Source organism: Pseudomonas sp. NPDC089741, assembly GCF_044748825.1.
In the GTDB taxonomy this organism is placed as follows: Bacteria; Pseudomonadota; Gammaproteobacteria; order Pseudomonadales; family Pseudomonadaceae; genus Aquipseudomonas; species Aquipseudomonas helmanticensis.
Genome location: NZ_JBIVGT010000002.1, coordinates 3,149 through 20,303 on the forward strand (window position 1 = coordinate 3,149; position 17,155 = coordinate 20,303).

Here is a 17,155-nt window from a genome sequence, read left to right on the forward strand (position 1 = left end):
GAACCCGCCGAAGAACCAGGTGCCCACATAGCTGTGTTTGGTCTTGCGCTGCATGATCGTGCCGAAGAACACGATGGCGTAGGCGACCCAGACAATGGTGATCAGGATGTCGATCGGCCATTCCAGCTCGGCGTATTCCTTGGAGCTGGTGTAACCCAGTGGCAGGCTGATTGCCGCCAACAGGATCACCAGTTGCCAGCCCCAGAAGCAGAACGCGGCGATTTTTGGCGCAAACAATTGGGTCTGGCAGGTGCGTTGCACCGAATAGAACGAACTGGCGAACAGCGCACAGCCACCGAACGCGAAGATCACCGCGTTGGTGTGCAGCGGGCGCAGACGGCCGAAACTGGTCCAGGGCAAATTGAAGTTGAGTTCGGGCCAGACCAATTGGGCCGCGAGAAAAACCCCGAGCCCCATGCCGACGATGCCCCACACCACCGTCATAATGGCGAATTGGCGGACCACCTTGTAGTTGTAGGCGGTACTGATAGAAGTGTTCATGGTTCCCCATCCACGGTTCAGCCGAAGTGAGCGCGCGCAAAACACGCGGCGAATCCTTCGTCTGGAGTTATAGGCAGACTAAAAGCGAGGCAAGCATGGACAAACAGCACAAGGCCAGTATTGACGGGGATCAATGGGCGCAGTGCGTGCGTGATCATGGGTGGCTTTGGGATGCCGCGTCGGGTGAGGTTTCGGCGACGTTGATCCTTGCTCATGGTGCCGGTGCGCCGATGGATAGCGAGTGGATGAACGATATGGCTCGGCGCCTTGCCGGGCTTGGGGTGAACGTGTTGCGGTTTGAGTTTGCGTATATGGCGCAGCGGCGGGTGGATGGGGTGAAGCGGCCGCCGAATCCTGCGGGGAAATTGCAGGAGTATTGGCGTGAGGTGTATGCCGAGGTGCGACGTCATGTCACTGGGGGGCTGGCCATTGGCGGGAAGTCGATGGGTGGGCGGATGGCGAGTCTTTTGGCTGACGAATTGGGCGCTGATGCGTTGGTGTGTTTGGGTTATCCGTTTTATGCGGTGGGTAAACCGGAGAAGCCGCGGGTTGAGCATTTGGCTGGTTTGAAGACGCGGACATTGATTGTGCAGGGGGAGCGGGATGCGTTGGGCAATCGTGAGGCGGTTGAGGCTTACACCTTGTCACCGAGTATTGAGGTGGCGTGGTTAGCGGCCGGTGATCATGACCTGAAGCCATTGAAGGTTTCAGGGTTTACCCATGAACAGCATTTGGCCAGCGCCGCGCAGAAAGTAGCCGAGTTTCTCAGCAACTGACCGAGCTGGGCTGCGATTTTGAACTGCATGAAGATCGGCTCCCTTCCCCCTCGCCCCCTTGGGGGAGAGGGCTGGGGTGAGGGGGATGGATCTTGGATGCGCTGCTGTCTTTCGTTTTGGGTACATATCCTTTCCTGCGGTAACGGCCACTTAGGGTTCCGCCCTTACGGCGGGTCACCTTTTCCAAACGCCGAAAAGGTAACCCAAAAGGCTTGCTCCTACGTACGGCCCGCTCGCTAAGGCTCGGGGTTCCTTCGCTCCGGTATCGATCCGGGCGCAGCGCCTACGGTTTGCTTCGCTGCACCTCCTCTCGCTGTGTTTGGCTGCGCCAAACGGTCGCTGCGCTCCCACGCCCGGATCAATCCCTTCACTCAGCCTTCCGACGTCGCCCGTGGATCAAGATCAAGAGCAGGCGAGCTGACACTCGGCCTATTGAGTGGTGAAGAGCACGCGTGGCCGGCTTTTGATTTGCGTTGGATTCGCCCCTCATCGGAACGCCGCCCGCCCAGCCCTCTCCCGAGGGAGAGGGAGCCGATTTGTGAGCTTTTCAAAGCCTGAGTTCAACGCGCTATTGCACGTCGGCGTACCTCTCCCAAACACCTCGATCTGTCCCCTCTCCCTCTGGGAGAGGGTTAGGGTGAGGGGCGATTTCGCTGACACGATAAAAAACTGGAACCGCTCTCTGTCCAGCATTTCCTGCGCGTAAACATGATTCCGTGAGCGCGTTTAAAGTACACAACCCGTTACGCCACAAGCCCTACAACGCCTTGCGCCGTTACCTACGCGTACGCCAGAATCCGCCGGCATACGCACTATGAGGCGGGCTATATCGTTTCCCTGTCACTGCAAAACAGTGATGGGGTTTGGTAGCCCGTCTGTAATAGTTGTATGGCGACACCTTATGCAGCCTCTTTTTTGCGGCTTTGCTTTATATGGTGGTCATGCGGGGGGCTCTTTCGAGAGCGCCGGGTTTCCTATTGCAGCCGGTCTACCAACCCGCGTATGGCCGCCACCCTCGTTTGGTAGCGAGAAGTGACGGCTCCTGAAACTGCAATAGGAGCTTCACTCATGTTCAAAGCCACACCGAATCCCCCGGATGCCGATCCGATCCCGTACGACCCAACCCTCGAACCTCAAAAGATAAAAGAAGCGACTGACCGCGCCATCGACTTCTATCTCAACCCAGGTTCACTCAAACTCTCAATCCCTTCCCGCAAGACCAGCAAGATCTTCCTCATCGACCCCGCCGTGGACGAGGAAACACTGCTCGTAGAAGCCTGCGAATCGTTAGCCGCTGCCAGCGACATGGCCCGTGATATCGGCGATGTCGTCGACAACACACAACGCCGGGCCATGCTGATGCTGCATCAGGTGATCATGCTGAGTGAGCTGATGGTCAATCGAGTCCTGGACAGCCGCCGCTTGCCGCACTAGCAAACTCGCCGCAGTCCCCCTGTAGGAGCTGCCGCAGGCTGCGATCCTTTGATCTGTTTTTTAACAATCAAAGGCAAGATCAAAAGATCGCAGCCTGTGGCAGCTCCTACCGGGTGTCATTCTTTCGCAGTGCCTTGAGGAGTTCCAGTTGATGTCCGAAACCCCAGCCCAATCTGCAGCGGCAGACCCGGTATCGCCCTACGAATCATTCAATTCCAGAAAACTCCACGAAGCCGCTGAACGTGCCCTTGATCATTACCTCGCGCCCGCGCAGATCATGGCCACGCCTTACAGTCCAAGCAGCATGTTTAGGGTCAACCCACAAACCGATACTGAATCGTTGCTGGCAAATGCTTGCGAATCTCTGGCCTCGGCGACGGTCATGCTCGGTGATTTCGCCGGGGCGCTGGAAGGCCCCAGCCGCAATACTTTGCTGGGGATTGCGCAAGTGGTGATGTTGGGCGAGTTGGCGGTGAATCAGGCGTTGGATAACGTTATGCCCAAGGAATAGACGCCAACCGTTTTGGCCTCATCGCCGGATCGCCGCCCGGAGCAGGCTCACTCCTGCAGGGGATCGTCGTCGGGCACATAATCTGTGACCAGCGCAGAAACCGTAGGAATGAGCCTGCTCCGGGCGGCGATCCGACGATGGTGGTCTGCAGGACCCCATCAATTCCAGGCAACAAAAAAGCCCGGACAGCTTTCGCCGTCCGGGCTTTGAAGATCAAAAGATCGCAGCCTGCGGCAGCTCCTACATCGATCCGAGTAGGAGCTGCCGCAACCTGCGATCTTTTGCTTTTAGCGGTTAAACCGCTCCACCAACGAATACTGCGTATTCGCCGTCTTGGTCAGCTCTTCACTCAACAACGCCGAGTTATGCGCCTGTTCCGACGTCTGATCCGCCAACTCCGAAATATTGCTGATGTTGCGGCTGATCTCTTCAGCCACCGCACTTTGCTCTTCCGTCGCCGCAGCAATCTGCGTGGTCATGTCGGTGATGTTGGCCACCGCTTCGCTGATCCCGACCAAGGCCTGATCCGCTTCCAGCACCCGCGCCACACCTTCTTCGGCCTGACGATGCCCGGCTTCCATGGTTTGCACAGCGCTGGACGCAGTCTGCTGCAACTTGGCGATCAAGGCGTGAATCTGCCCGGTCGATTCGCTGGTGCGTTGCGCCAGTTGGCGAACTTCGTCAGCGACCACGGCAAAACCACGGCCCATCTCGCCGGCACGCGCGGCTTCAATCGCGGCGTTGAGGGCGAGCAGGTTGGTCTGGTCGGCGATGCCTTTGATCACGTCGACCACGCCGCCGATTTCGTCGCTGTCCTTGGCCAGTTGGGTGACGGTCAGGCCGGTTTCGCCGACGACGACGGACAGACGCTGAATGGCTTCGCGGGTTTCCCCGGCGATGTCACGACCACGACCGGTCAGGCGATTGGCTTCCTGAGTCGCGTCAGCCGTGCGCTGTACGTGGCTCGCCACCTCCTGAGTGGTCGCGGCCATCTGATTGACGGCGGTGGCGACCTGTTCGGTTTCCACGCGTTGACGTTCCAGGCCGTTGGAGCTGTTGTGCGCCAAAGCGTCGGATTGCTTGGCCTGATCGGTCAAGTGCTCGGCAGTGTCCTGCAAACGGGTCAGGCAGGTTTTCAGGCGGGCTTCCTGGCTGAGGATCGACATTTCCAGACGCGCCTGCGCGCCACGGCTGTCGGTGTACATCTGCGCGATCAGCGGGTCGGAGGTGGTCTGCTCGGCCAGACGCAGCAGGCGCTTGAGCCCGCGTTGCTGCCATTGCAGGCCCATCAGGCCCAGCGGCACCGACAGACCCGCCGCGAGGGCGAAGCCCCACTGCGAGTTGAGGGTCGCGCCGATCACGAAGCCTAGTTGGCTGACCAGAATGAACGGCAGCCAGTCCTGTAGCACTGGCAGCCATTTGTCGCTGGAAGGGATCGCCGACTTGCCTTGGTTGATGCGTTGGTAGAGCGCTTCGGCACGGCGGATCTGTTCGGCGGTGGGTTTGATCCGCACCGACTCGTAACCGACCACCTGATTGCCGTCGAACACCGGTGTTACATAGGCGTTAACCCAGTAATGGTCACCGGTCTTGCAGCGATTCTTGACAATGCCCATCCATGGCAAGCCTTGTTTCAATGTGCCCCACATGTGCGAAAACACCGCAGCCGGGACGTCGGGGTGACGGACCAGGTTGTGCGGCGCACGGATCAGTTCCTCACGCGAAAACCCGCTGATTTCGACGAAAGCGTCGTTGCAGTAGGTGATCACGCCCTTGGCGTCGGTTGTGGAAATCAACCGCTGCTGAGCCGGGAAAGTCCGTTCGCGTTGTGTAATGGGCTGGTTATTACGCATGGTTTTTCAATCCGCAAGGCTTTGAAAGGTTGTCGGCGGTGACAGCTTTTTATTGAAATTTTTTTTCAATAATCAGCACGGCGTCGCAAAACGGCGCTTGCTTCAGCCCGCGAGCATCGGATAAGTGAACAAGCCGAAATGCAGCAGATTCAGGCCGAAATGCGTGGCGATGGCCGCGCCCAGTCCGCCAAAACGATAGGCCAGACCATAGCCGACCCCCGCCAGCCCGGCCAGCAACACCCAGGTCCAGCCAGCGCCGGCATGCGCCAGCGCAAACAGCAGCGACGCCAGCAGCAGGGCAAGGTTTTCACCGTAAGGCAGATGCTGGAAGCGTCGGCTGAGACCGCCCTGTATATAGCCGCGAAACAGCGCTTCTTCGACCAGCGTCACCAACAGCAGATTGTTCAGCAGCCACAGCCAGGATGGCTCGGGCCACTTCGGCGCCCAAGCGATCACGCCGAGCAACACGGCGCCGCCCAGCGCGAGGATCACGCTCAAGGTCAGGGCGAGGGCGCTGGCGTAGACCGTCAGGCGCAACGAGCGCCGCGCGACAATCCACGGGCACACCAGCAACAGCCAGAAGCCAATCAGCGGTTTGTCGAGATTCATGTACATCGAAAACGCCACGGCGTCGTCGCTGAACCGTTGCGGGTCGATGGCGCGACCGTTATAGAAACCCGGTAGCCAGTGCAACGCCAGCGCCACAGCCAGAACGATGAACAGCCCATGACCGAGAAACCGCGCGACCGGCACCTGTTGCAGGCGCACGGCATAGCCTGCGAACACCAGCAGCCCGACGGAAATCAGCGCAAGCCAACCGAGTTGGCCGTAGCTCAGCGCCAAGCCGTAGCCGAGGCTGAGAAGCGCCAGATAAAGCCATGGCAACGCCTTCATCGAAAGTCCCTGAGCAAATTTGTGGAAGGGCTTTCTACACGGGCGAGGGCTTGGGGACAAGTAAAGGTGCAGCGGGAAACCGGGACAGATACCTATGACAGGACAGATACCTATGACAGGACAGATACCTATGACACACCCACTGTAGGAGCTGCCGAAGGCTGCGATCTTTTGACTTTGGTTTTTCAAGATCAAAAGATCGCAGCCTTCGGCAGCTCCTACAGGGTTTTGTGTGGGGTTTAAGATCAGTGCAGGTTGAGTCTGGCGGCGGCGCGTTCGGTGATCTCTGTACGCAGTTTCAGTGACGGTGCCGCGCGCAGGCGGGCTTCATCGACAATCGCGCTCGGTGCGCTATCCGGGCTGCCCGAATTGAACGGCGGCGCCGGCGCGTATTCCAGTTGCAGTTGGATCAGTTGCGCGGTGTCGGCATCCACCAGCTCAGCCGCCAGCACCAAGGCAAAATCGATCCCCGCCGTGATCCCGCCACCGGTAAACAGATTACCGTCCCGCACCACTCGATCCTTCACCGCAATCGCGCCGAGCGTCGGCAGCAAGTCGTGATACGCCCAATGCGTGGTCGCGCGTTTGCCTCGCAGTAAGCCCGCCGCGCCGAGCACCAGCGAACCGGTGCACACCGATGTCACGTACTTCGCCTGAGCAGCCTGACGCTTGATGAAGTTCAGCGTCGCCTCGTCTTCCATCAACGCGCCGACGCCACCGCCACCGGGGATGCAGATCACATCCAGATCCGGGCAATCTTCAAACGTGGTGGTTGGTTTCAGCAGCAGACCGGTGCTGGCGGTGACCGGCATCAGATCCTTCCAGATCAGATGCACCTGTACGCCCGGCAGCGACGCCAGTACGTCGTAAGGCCCGGTCAGGTCGAGTTGCTGAACCTGCGGAAACAACAGAAAACCGATCTGCAACGTCATCGTTCTTGCTCCATGAAAAGGGGTGGACGGCTTCACTGTAGGCGCGTAGGTTCTGGCGCATACGCCAATAACCCCACGAATTACGCCAAATGCCCAAAGCCATCCACGTACTCGCGTTCGCCAACATGCAGATCCTCGACGTCACCGGGCCATTGCAGGTATTCGCCTCGGCCAATGACCTCGCCCGTCAGCGCGGCTTGCCGATGCCTTATGCGCCGAGCGTGATCGCCAGCGGCGGCGGGGCGGTGATGTCGTCGGCGGGTTTGGCGGTGTTGGCCGAGCCGTTGCCAGAAGAACCCAGTGACACATTGATCATCGCTGGCGGCTGGGGCATTTATCCGGCGGCTGAAGATGTGCTTTTGGTGGATTGGGTGCGCGAACACGCCGCCAAATGTCGACGAGTGGCCTCGGTCTGCACCGGCGCGTTTCTGCTGGCGGCCAGCGGCTGGCTCGATGGCCGGCGCGTGGTCACCCACTGGACCCGCTGCGAACAACTGGCGCAGCAACACCCGAAACTGCAAGTCGAAGCCAATCCGATTTTCATCAATGACGGCCCGGTCTGGACCTCGGCGGGTGTCACCGCCGGTATCGATCTGGCCTTGGCGATGGTTGAAGAAGACCTCGGCAGCGACATCGCTCTGGACGTCGCCCGCCATCTGGTGGTGTTCCTCAAGCGCCCGGGTGGGCAATCGCAATTCAGCGTCACGCTGTCACTGCAGAATCAGGGCAATCGGTTTGATGAGCTGCACGCATGGATCGCCGAAAACCTGACCTGCGATCTTGGCGTGCCGACCCTCGCCGAGCAGGCGGGGATGAGCGAACGTAGTTTCGTCCGCCACTATCGTGCCGACACCGGCCAGACCCCGGCGCGGGCGATCGAATTGATTCGCGTCGAAACGGCGCGGCGCCTGCTCAGTGATACCGGTCTGCCGGTCAAACGCATCGCCGCCAATTGCGGATTTGGCAGCGAAGAGACACTGCGGCGCAGTTTTCTGCGGGCGATTGGCGTGACACCGCAGGCCTATCGCGAGCGGTTTTCGCTCAGCGCTGCAACAGATCCAGTAATGCCTTGAGGGTTTGCTGCGGGGCCTCCTCGGGAATGTTGTGGCCGACCCCGGCCAGCACGCGCCGCTCATAGAAGCCGCTGAAATGTCCGGCGTCTTCATCGTCCACCGGTGCCGGGCCAACGCCGTCGTCAGCGCCGCACAGGGAAATGGTCGGCACGCTGATCGGCGGTTGCCGGGTCAATGCCTTTTCCATCGATTCAAGCGCCGGATCGCCCGCGACATACATGAAGCGATGGCGATAGGAGTGGATCACCACGTCGACGAAATCAGGGTTATCGAAGGCCGGCGCAGTCAGGGGATAGCGCTCGGCATTGCGCGACCAGGTCGGTGACCACAGCTTCCAGAGCCACTCACAGAACTCCCGACGATTTTGCGTCAGGCCTGCAACGCCACGCGGCGTATGGAAGTAATACTGATACCAGAGCCGATGCTCGGTCTCGGGATCGAGCGGTCGCGTCGAGTTCGCGATGTCCTGCAGGTTGTAGCCATCGCCCGTCACCAAACCCTGCACTCGATCAGGAAACAACGCCGCGACGATGCACGCTGCGCGACCGCCCCAGTCGTAACCGCAGAGGGTGGCCTGTCCGATGGACAGCGCATCCATCAAGTCCAGCAGATCCTGGGCCAACGCCGCTTGCTGCCCGGAGCGCAATGTTTGTGGCTGGTTGAACCGGGTAGGCCCGTAGCCGCGCAAGTACGGCACGATGACGTGGTAACCCTCTGCGGCGAGCGCCGGGGCGATCTCGTCATACGCGCGAGGGGAGTAGGGAAAGCCGTGGAGCAAAATCACCGAAGCACCGCTGGCCGGGCCATGCTGTTCGTAGGCGATGGTCAGACTGGCGGTTTTGCAGGACAGAATCGCTTTACGGCTCATGGCAAGCTCCCGTTATCCGAACAACACCTTCTGCCAGTGATCTTCACTAATGATCGCAATCGGTACGCCACTGTCTCGCAGTTCCACGGCTTTTTTGATCTTCGTACCATAGCTGCTGTGCAGCCATTGGTCATTGCCAATGCTGCCGATCACCAGATAGTGAATCTTTTTGCTGATACCGCTGCCGATGACACCGCCGCGCTCGACGATCAGTGACTCACAAGCCTTGCGCGGCCCGTAAGCCATCACCCCAGTGAACAGAAAGACACGATCTGCGCAGCTTAGAGAAGGCGCAGGATTATCAAGCGGCAGGTTGTTGGGTGCACTGAAGGTTTGCGCCGAACCTGTTGGCAGGCCGGCAAATTGGTGCAGTATCTCGAGCAATTCCACTGATTCGTCTGCATCGAGTACGCCGTCGCTGAGCATGCCCTCAAGACGTTTATACAGAATGTTTACGACCGGATCACCCCAGTGAACCAAATGAGTTTCTATCCAGTTTTTGAGAAATTCGGCTTCTTGTTGATTGATCTTGCCATCGGCAGCAAGTCCGGCCGCAACCCCGGCCAGGGCATCCGCCGAACGTTTGTCGATCCTCGCTTCATGAAAAAATCGGCTGTTCTGAAACTCCTGATGCAAATCCACCATCGCTGCTTCTCCTTAAGCCTCGGCTTCCGCCAACTGATTGAAATACTTACTACGATCCGGGGTAAACGTCACCCGCATTTTCGTCCGTGAACAGGTCAGTGAGCGCTCTTCGCTCAGATCAATATCCAGATCCTCACCCCGCAGGCCTTGCCATTGCGCGAGGTATTTCAGCGAGCCGTATTTTTCGTTTTTCTTCAGGCTGCGGCTGACGCCACCTTTCCAGCCGAGCACCGGCAGTTCGTCGGCGAGGCAGCGTTGGGCGAGTTCGGGGAAACGGCTGGCGCGCTGGCGGCCGATTTCCCAGCATTTGATCAGGCCTTTGTCGGCGGCTTCCCAGAGTTGGCTGCGGGACAGGCCGGTGCGAAGGGGGGAGTCGATGGTGCGCTGCACGTGGTGGGACATGTTGCTTCCTTGAATTCGGGTTTTATTGGACAGCTCCGCTGTGCCCGTTGCGGTGGATGGTAGGGGTGGATGTAACAGCTGGCAACAGGGTATTTCTGGATGTGAGTGCAACGTGCGGGGCAGGGATTGTTGAGCGTTTGTAGTCCTTGAAACGCAGACTTTGTGGTGAGGGGGCTTGCCCCCGTTCGGCTGCGCAGCAGTCGCAGAGTCAGCAAAACCGCTGCATCTGGAAGAACTCAGTGTTTGTTTTGGGGGGCGCTTTGCGCCCCAACGGGGGCAAGCCCCCTCGCCACAGGGGGGAGGTGATAGCGCCTTTTTGTGTAGGAGGTTGTCCTACGGTAGGGCTACTTTGCGGGATATTTCTGACAGTCTCCGACGAACATTACGGCTGCCACTCACTCTTTTCCCCGCTCAACCGACGATCCAGAAAACTCGCCGCACTGATCAGCGCCAGATGCGTCAACGCCTGCGGTGTATTGCCCAAATGCCGGCCATGACTGTCGAACTCCTCGGCGTACAACCCCAGCGGGTTGGCGTACCTCAGCAATTGCTCGAATTCCAGATGCGCCTTTTCCACCTGTCCCGCGCGGGCCAGGCACTCGACGTACCAGAACGAACACGCGGCAAACGCGCCTTCGGTACCGGCCAAACCGTCAATGCCCGAGTCGTCATTGCGATAGCGATACACCATGCCATCGCGCACCAGATGTTTTTCAATGGCCTCAAGCGTCGACAGCCAGCGCGGATCCTTGGCGCTGACGAAACGCACCAGCGGCATCAACAGCATCGAGCCATCCAGCGCCGTGCCGCCCTTGTACTGGACGAAATGTCCGCGCTCTTCATTCCAGAAGTTGTCCCAGATGTCGGCATAGATCGCCTGCCGCGTCTGATCCCATTGCGCGAACGGAGCGGGCAGCGAGCGCTTCGAGGCCAGACGAATGGCGCGGTCCAGCGCCACCCAGCACATCAGCCGCGAGTGCAGAAAGTGGTGCTGTTCGCCGCGCATTTCCCAGATGCCGACATCGGTGGTCTGCCAGGTTTCACAGACCTGATCGACCACTTCGCGCACATGCTTCCAGCCTTCATGAGAAATCGCGTCGCCGTACTTGTTGACCAGATAGACCGCGTCCATCAGCTCGCCAAAAATATCCAGCTGGATCTGGTCATACGCGCCATTGCCGATCCGCACCGGTTGCGCGCCGCCATGACCGGACAAATGCGTGAGTTCGGTTTCCGGCAACTCCTGGCGTCCGTCGATGGCGTAGAGAATGTTGAGTTTCATCGGTTGCCCGTGGCAATCGCTGACCCGCCCACGCAGCCAGCCCATGTAGGCGTTGGCTTCGCCGACAAAGCCCAGGCGCATGAACGCGTACACCGTGAACGAGGCGTCGCGGATCCACGTGTAGCGGTAATCCCAGTTGCGTTCGCCGCCGGGCGTTTCCGGCAGGCCGAAGGTAGCGGCGGCGAGGATCGCGCCGTGTTTGCGCGAAGTCAGAAGTTTCAGCGCAAGGGCCGAGCGGTTGACCATTTCCCGCCAGCGCCCGCGATAGATCGACTGGCCGAGCCAGTCGCGCCAGAACTTCAGCGTGCGCTCCATGCACAGTTGCGCGGCGCCTTCCTTGAAGCGCGGATCGTCTTCGCCGCCGAGCATAAACGCGGCAGTCTGATCCTGTTTCAAGGTAAAGGAGGCCACCGCTGCATCAGTCTCGATGTGCAATGCCTGATCCGAGGTCAGTCGCATCGATGGCTGGCCGTCGGCACTGAAGATCACCGCTTGCTGGTCCATCCGCGCACGGGTGTCGGCGCGCGCGTAGTCATGGCGCACCGCACAACGCACGTGGAAGGTCGCTTCACCGCTGACCACGCGCACCCGGCGCATCAGCAACGGCAAATCGTCTTCGTTATCGGCGACCGGCAGCAAGTCGGTGACTTCCACCACCGCGCGCTCACTCAGCCAGCGGGTTTGCAGGACATTGGTGTCGGGCAGGTAGATCTGCTCGCGGCGTGCATCAGGCAAGTCCGGCGCCAACTGGAAAATCCCCGCATCGGGGCTGTCCAGCAACGAACAGAAAATCGACGGGCTGTCGAACTCCGGCCAGCAGAAAAAATCCACACTGCCGCGATCATTGACCAGCGCCGCACTGCGCATGTCGCCGATGATGCCGTGGGCGTCGATCGGGCTTTGTCGTTCCAGGTGATGCTCAGCCATTGCCGCGAAACTCCGGATAAAGGCTCATGCCGCCGTCGATGAACAGGGTCGTGCCGACAATGTAGTCGGAGGCGTCGGAGGCGAGGAAAACCACCGCGTTGGCGACGTCTTCGACATCGCCGATGCGGCCGTAGGGAATCAGGTTGAGCAGGGTTTGCCCAGCATCGCCTTCGGTGGCGTCTTTATTGATCGCTGTGCGAATCGCCCCCGGCGCAATGCCGTTGATGCGAATGCGCTGATGGCTGACTTCCTGCGCGAGGGTCTGCATCAACTGATCGACACCGCCCTTGGACGCTGCGTAATTGACGTGTCCGGCCCATGGAATGCGCTGGTGCACCGAACTCATGTGAATGATCTTGCCGGCGGCACGGGACACGCCTTCACGCACCCCCTGGCGATTGAAAATCCGCAGCGCCGCGCGGGCGCAGAGGAACTGGCCGGTGAGGTTGACACCGATCACCTGATTCCAGTCCTCCAGCGACATATCCACAGCCGGCGAATCCTTTTGCAGGCCGGAGTTGGCGACCAGAATGTCCAGCGAACCGAACGCATCGAGGGTCTCGGCGAACAGCCGTTCGACGTCATCTTCTTTCGACACATCGGCACCGATCGCCAGCGCCTGACCACCGTCGGCGATGATCTGCCGCGCCAGGGCTTCGGCAGGCTCGGCCTGACGGTTGTAGTTGATGACCACGGCAGCACCGGCGGCGGCCAGGGCTTTGGCGGCGGCATGGCCGATGCCGGAGCTGGCGCCGGTGATCAGGGCTACTTGTCCTGTGAGGGAGATGTGCATGCAGGGTCGCGCCTTGAGTCGAGGACTTATCTAGCTGACTGACAGGCGGCGACGAGAGTTCATCCGTAATCATGAAAAGTTCGACACCTTCACACCTGATAACGGCCACTGGTGCGATGCCATTCGACATTGCCGGCCAGCCAGCTCTTGATTCCTCGCAAATAGCGTTTGAGCAGCGGCGATGCGCCCGGCAATACGGCCAGCTCTGCGGCTTCATACAGATGCATGATCTCGTCATGGACAGCGGCGCTTTGCGCCATGGCCTGTTGCGGCGAGCATTGCTGCTCACGCATCAGCAGCAACGGTAAATTGAAATCACCAATCCCGGCCTGCTGTTCCTTCAGCGCCGAAAACAGGTCGTTGGCAATGATCGTGGCGCTGGCAGCCAGTGTCGTCACCCGCCGCACTTGCGGTGCGCTGTAGACATTGGCGGGCAATTCATAGCCACCGACAATGTCGACGAGCGACAGGCATGGGAGGAAACTGTTGACCTGGCGGTGGGCGAGGTACTCCCAGAGCGCCGGCGTGAGGCCTTCGATGCGCCAGGCGGCTTCGGCTGTCATGGTCACGAACATGGCGATGATTTCATGGCGTACGCGTGCGACCTGGGCAGGTTTCGCGAAGGACTCCACCCGCGCCAGATAGGCCTGCAGAGCGACCAATACCGGATCGCCACACAAGGCCTGTGCCAGACCAGGCCGAAACCGTTCGCTCAAATAAACCGGTTCCAGCGCGGCAAGCGCGACGGACAGGCGCGGGCCGACCAGTTTGGGCTCAGACCCGGTTCTCTCATCATCACAGTAGTAATCATCGACGGCGAACAGCGCGGCAACACATTGCGCTGCCAGCAACACACGATCCGGATCCTCCGTGTCGGTATGGCACAGCATGGCGAAGCGCCCAAAGCCCATCGCACGGACTTTTTCAAGTTGGCCCGGAAAGATCCCGACCTGCTCGATCCATGGCATGAGCTGTTCATCCACTGCCTCTGCCAGCGCAGCATCGACCCGAAAGGGAGCAGGGCAGTACAACGGTGGGACGGCCCAGGGCGAAGCTATAAGAACAACGTTTCGCGGCGGCGATGAGGGTGCAGCGGTGCGCGCGCGCACTGCCTCGAACCAGCCTCGCACCCCCTCTATCCCGAACTGCTCGAACATCCGCCGAAACCAGACCGTGAAGACGTTGGGCGTCTGCTCGATGCACTCGGCGATTTGCGGTAGCGCCAGCCACTCCCAGCTTTCGGCTTCATCAGGGTTGGCCACCGGATCGGTCTGACTGATACCGGCAAACACATGATCGAATTCATGCTCGATCAGTTGATCGGACACTTGCTCGTGGTAGAGCATCGAGGCGACTTTGTGCAGCTTGCAGGACATGCCCATTTCTTCCTGCGATCGACGGTTGGCAGCGACTGCCGTCCGTTCGCCCGCGCGAGGATGCCCGCAGCAGGTGTTGGTCCATAACCCGCCGGAATGATATTTGCCCAACGCGCGTTGCTGCATCAGCAGCCGGCCCTGCGGATCGAACAGCAGAATGGAAAACGCCCGATGGCGCAGGCCCTGGTGATGCACTTGCATCTTTGCGGCCACGCCGGTCTGGCGATCGTTGGGTGAGACGAGAATGAGCTGTTCTTCCATGGCATGGCTCCCGAGCGTATTCGCTGGCGGACAGTGCCGAAGCGCAATTGCCTGGTCATCAGGAGTCCTGCGCAGTTGAGCGAAGGTTTAATGAAAACGCGTGTGGCGAATAAAGGCACCTGTCAGACCTGACAGGTCAGCGTGGTTTTCGACAAATGGTCGTCGTGGTTCGAAGGTTGGCGGCAATCTCGGCTGGGTCAGGTATCGGTCGTAAACGAATGAGTCGAACCGCAGGCTGGTGGTCGCGCACCTTCACATTCCACCAACAATTGTGCGCTTTGCGACCTGCAAGCCTTGTGGCGATGGCGCTGATCGAGCGTATCGTGCCGCCGGCCAAGTTGACTGAAGGCCTGACCTGGCTGGTGACGGGATTGAGTATTGGCGTGGCAATTGGTGCGGCGGGCTCCGGCGCGCTGGTCGATGCTTATGGTGCGCGCAGCGGGTTCTGGCTGGCGATTGCGGCTGGCGCTGTAGTGCTGAGCTCGGCAATACAGAGTTACCGCCATCTCAAGTAGGAGCTGCGGCACGCTGCGATCTTTTGATCTAGATCGTTAAAGTCAAAAGATCGCAGCCTCGTTTCACTCGACAGCTCCTACAAAGCGGAGGTGGTAGCTGTTTACCAGCCGCGTCCCGAGTTGACCCAAAAGTTTACTGACAGTGAGGTCGATACCGATTCCACCTGATGGAACCAGCCTTCCGGCAGGAACAACAAATCTCCAGCCTCCAGCGTCACGCGCAAAAACGTCACGTTGCGTGCCGTTGGGAAACGCTGATAGTCCGGCGCATCCGGGTTGAAATCGCAGCCATCCAGACCACCCTGCGGCGCGGTGGACCAGGTGCCCAGCGCCTGGCGATGATGCGGCGCGGCGAGGGTGAATTTTTTCTGGCCCCAGACCTGCGCGAACAGATTGTCGGTGTCATCGCGGTGCAGCGGCGTCAGCGTGCCCTTGGGCCCGATCCAGATGCGCGGCGGGATGAATAACGAGGCGTCGAAGTAGACCGGGTATTTGATCTGTTGCATCAACTGCGCCGGCAGGATGTTGTTGCCCATGTAGGCGGGTGGTTCGCCATTCGCACCTTTGACCGCCGGTTGATCCAGCGAGGCGATGAAGTCGGCCATCGACGTCGAACGGAAATCGCGCTCGGTGGAGAAGGTTTTCTTCACGTAGTCGCCGTGGCGGGTGATGCCTTGCAGTTCGGCAAAATGCACCAGCGATTCTTCGCGGCTGAGCTTGAACAGCGGCCAGTCCTGCAGGGCGTCGCGGATGACCACCGGAACGCCGTTGGGCAGGTAGCGACTTTTGAATTCCTCAATCGACAGCTCGCTGCGCGGCCGCCGTTCGACAACGGTCTGCACCGGCAGGCGCGCGGTCAGGCGTTCGCTGACTCGCGGTGGCGTCGGGTAGCGTTTGTTCATGTCGACTTTTTCTGCGGCGCTGGCACCGCTGCGCGCATGGTCGATGATCTGCGGCAGCATCGTCGCCAGGCCCATGTTGCCGCCGATCTTCAGGCGCCCGCTGGCAAACAGTTCCTCGACATTGGCGCTGCCGGCCATGATGCCCATGAAGTCCGCTTGCGCCACTTCGATGGTCACGTCCGGTCTGGCATGGCGGCCGGCTTCGGTGCGGCTGCTGCCCTTGATCTCCGACCAATAGGCCTGATGCGGGCCGAAGACAAACTGAAAGACCCCTTCAATACCCACTGCGCCAGCATTGGCGAACAGCTTCCCCAGAATCGTTTGCAGGTCCACGGCGGTGCCTCTTTATCAGGTTTTGGCGTGAACAGGAGACGTGCCGCCCGATTGGAAATTTACCGTCGGCGCTAATTTTCAGGTGCGTCCGCGCGTTCTTTTAGCATCATGACTTTTTGAGGTGAGTGCAGTGACTCAATTGACACTGCTGTGCCTGCCGTATTCGGGGGCGAGCGCGATGGTTTACAGCCGCTGGCGGCGCAAGCTGCCGGAGTGGCTGAAATTGCAGCCGGTGGAATTGCCGGGGCGCGGCATGCGTTTCGATGAAGACTTGCAAACCGACATGCCGGCGCTGGTGCAGCAATTGGCCCGGGAACTGCGCGGTTCGCTTAAGGCGCCTTATGCGATATTCGGGCACAGCCTCGGCGCGTTGCTCGCCAGTGAGCTGGCCCACGCCTTGCGGGCCATGGGGTGCCCGCCGCCGGTGGCGCTGTTTGCCTCGGGTACGGCGGCGCCGAGCTTGCGCGACGAATACGATCGCGACCTCGCCCGGCCCAAGAGCGATGCCGAACTGCTGGAGCAACTGCGCAGCCTGCAAGGCACCAGCAGCGAGGCGTTGGAAAATGAAGAGTTGATGAGCCTGACCCTGCCGATCCTGCGCGCCGACTTCCTGTTGTGTGGCAGCCATCGCGCGGTGGAACGGCCACAGCTCGATTGCCCGGTGCACGTGCTCGGCGGCACCACCGACCGCGCCACCACCGAGCAACTGATCGGCTGGAGCCGGGAAACCCGTGGCAGTTTTTCCGTCGACATGTTTGCCGGCGGGCACTTCTTCATTCATGAGCACGAACCGAAAGTGCTGCGCCTGATCAAGGACCACCTCGACGTCCACCATCGCCGCCACACCATGACCGCCACAGCCTGACCGCACTGTAGG

At 60.1% G+C, this 17,155-nt stretch carries 15 protein-coding genes and 2 pseudogenes; 6 read left to right on the plus strand and 11 right to left on the minus strand.

Translation table 11 applies throughout. The features are described from left to right. Positions 1–3: 3 nt before the first annotated feature. Positions 4–501 (minus strand): annotated as a pseudogene (locus ACIPZE_RS02350) (cbb3-type cytochrome c oxidase subunit I); the annotation flags it as partial. A gap of 95 nt (positions 502–596) precedes the next feature. Here ACIPZE_RS02350 and ACIPZE_RS02355 point away from each other — a divergent pair. From ACIPZE_RS02355 to ACIPZE_RS02365, 3 genes are all read left to right on the plus strand, one after another. Further along, the gene (locus ACIPZE_RS02355) at positions 597–1,277 is read left to right on the plus strand and encodes an alpha/beta family hydrolase (RefSeq protein ID WP_283437091.1); all 681 of its coding nucleotides are present in this window, start codon (positions 597–599) and stop codon (positions 1,275–1,277) included. A 1,068-nt stretch (positions 1,278–2,345) separates the two neighbouring features. Further along, the gene (locus ACIPZE_RS02360) at positions 2,346–2,711 is read left to right on the plus strand and encodes a DUF6124 family protein (protein WP_400771050.1); all 366 of its coding nucleotides are present in this window, start codon (positions 2,346–2,348) and stop codon (positions 2,709–2,711) included. A gap of 151 nt (positions 2,712–2,862) precedes the next feature. Further along, positions 2,863–3,222: a DUF6124 family protein gene (locus tag ACIPZE_RS02365; protein ID WP_400771052.1), complete on the plus strand. Its 360-nt coding sequence runs from the start codon at positions 2,863–2,865 to the stop codon at positions 3,220–3,222. Positions 3,223–3,509: 287 nt separating this feature from the next. Here ACIPZE_RS02365 and ACIPZE_RS02370 read toward each other — a convergent pair whose 3' ends face one another. The 3 genes from ACIPZE_RS02370 to inhA all read right to left on the minus strand — a co-directional run bounded on the left by ACIPZE_RS02370 (position 3,510) and on the right by inhA (position 6,901). Next, positions 3,510–5,075, minus strand: a complete 1,566-nt coding sequence (locus ACIPZE_RS02370) for a PAS domain-containing methyl-accepting chemotaxis protein (RefSeq protein ID WP_129391587.1) — start codon at positions 5,073–5,075, stop codon at positions 3,510–3,512. A 102-nt stretch (positions 5,076–5,177) separates the two neighbouring features. After that, positions 5,178–5,969: a type II CAAX prenyl endopeptidase Rce1 family protein gene (locus tag ACIPZE_RS02375; RefSeq protein WP_400771055.1), complete on the minus strand. Its 792-nt coding sequence runs from the start codon at positions 5,967–5,969 to the stop codon at positions 5,178–5,180. A gap of 245 nt (positions 5,970–6,214) precedes the next feature. Further along, positions 6,215–6,901 carry an isonitrile hydratase gene (gene inhA / locus ACIPZE_RS02380; protein WP_129391593.1) on the minus strand — a complete coding sequence of 229 codons (687 nt, stop codon included), beginning with the start codon at positions 6,899–6,901 and terminating at the stop codon, positions 6,215–6,217. 89 nt (positions 6,902–6,990) lie between these two features. Between inhA and ACIPZE_RS02385 the strand changes: the two genes are divergently transcribed. Next, the gene (locus ACIPZE_RS02385; protein WP_400771059.1) at positions 6,991–7,974 is read left to right on the plus strand and encodes a GlxA family transcriptional regulator; all 984 of its coding nucleotides are present in this window, start codon (positions 6,991–6,993) and stop codon (positions 7,972–7,974) included. On the opposite strand, the gene ACIPZE_RS02390 is transcribed toward ACIPZE_RS02385, so the two are convergent. The 6 genes from ACIPZE_RS02390 to ACIPZE_RS02415 all read right to left on the minus strand — a co-directional run bounded on the left by ACIPZE_RS02390 (position 7,943) and on the right by ACIPZE_RS02415 (position 14,528). Next, the gene (locus ACIPZE_RS02390) at positions 7,943–8,842 is read right to left on the minus strand and encodes an alpha/beta fold hydrolase (RefSeq protein WP_283437085.1); all 900 of its coding nucleotides are present in this window, start codon (positions 8,840–8,842) and stop codon (positions 7,943–7,945) included. The genes ACIPZE_RS02385 and ACIPZE_RS02390 overlap by 32 nt on opposite strands. Before the next feature lie 12 nt (positions 8,843–8,854). Next, positions 8,855–9,487, minus strand: a complete 633-nt coding sequence (locus tag ACIPZE_RS02395; RefSeq protein ID WP_400771062.1) for a BRCT domain-containing protein — start codon at positions 9,485–9,487, stop codon at positions 8,855–8,857. 12 nt (positions 9,488–9,499) lie between these two features. After that, positions 9,500–9,889 carry a hypothetical protein gene (locus ACIPZE_RS02400; protein ID WP_283437083.1) on the minus strand — a complete coding sequence of 130 codons (390 nt, stop codon included), beginning with the start codon at positions 9,887–9,889 and terminating at the stop codon, positions 9,500–9,502. A 382-nt stretch (positions 9,890–10,271) separates the two neighbouring features. Next, on the minus strand, positions 10,272–12,098 hold the full coding sequence (locus ACIPZE_RS02405) for a glycoside hydrolase family 15 protein (RefSeq protein ID WP_400771065.1): 1,827 nt from the start codon (positions 12,096–12,098) through the stop codon (positions 10,272–10,274). Next, entirely contained in the window at positions 12,091–12,891 is an 801-nt protein-coding gene (locus ACIPZE_RS02410) for a glucose 1-dehydrogenase (protein WP_400771067.1), read from the minus strand. The genes ACIPZE_RS02405 and ACIPZE_RS02410 overlap by 8 nt, the downstream gene beginning before the upstream one ends. 89 nt (positions 12,892–12,980) lie before the next feature. Further along, a complete protein-coding gene (locus ACIPZE_RS02415) occupies positions 12,981–14,528 on the minus strand; it encodes a family 2 encapsulin nanocompartment cargo protein terpene cyclase (RefSeq protein ID WP_283437080.1) in 1,548 nt (515 codons plus the stop codon). A gap of 284 nt (positions 14,529–14,812) precedes the next feature. Between ACIPZE_RS02415 and ACIPZE_RS02420 the strand changes: the two are divergent. Further along, positions 14,813–15,043, plus strand: a pseudogene (locus tag ACIPZE_RS02420) (MFS transporter); the annotation flags it as partial. A 101-nt stretch (positions 15,044–15,144) separates the two neighbouring features. Here the strand turns inward: ACIPZE_RS02420 and ACIPZE_RS02425 are convergent. After that, the gene (locus ACIPZE_RS02425; protein ID WP_283437079.1) at positions 15,145–16,278 is read right to left on the minus strand and encodes a cupin-like domain-containing protein; all 1,134 of its coding nucleotides are present in this window, start codon (positions 16,276–16,278) and stop codon (positions 15,145–15,147) included. A 130-nt stretch (positions 16,279–16,408) separates the two neighbouring features. Here ACIPZE_RS02425 and ACIPZE_RS02430 point away from each other — a divergent pair, with 130 nt between their 5' ends. Continuing rightward, the gene (locus ACIPZE_RS02430; RefSeq protein WP_283437078.1) at positions 16,409–17,143 is read left to right on the plus strand and encodes a thioesterase II family protein; all 735 of its coding nucleotides are present in this window, start codon (positions 16,409–16,411) and stop codon (positions 17,141–17,143) included. Positions 17,144–17,155 lie beyond the last annotated feature (12 nt).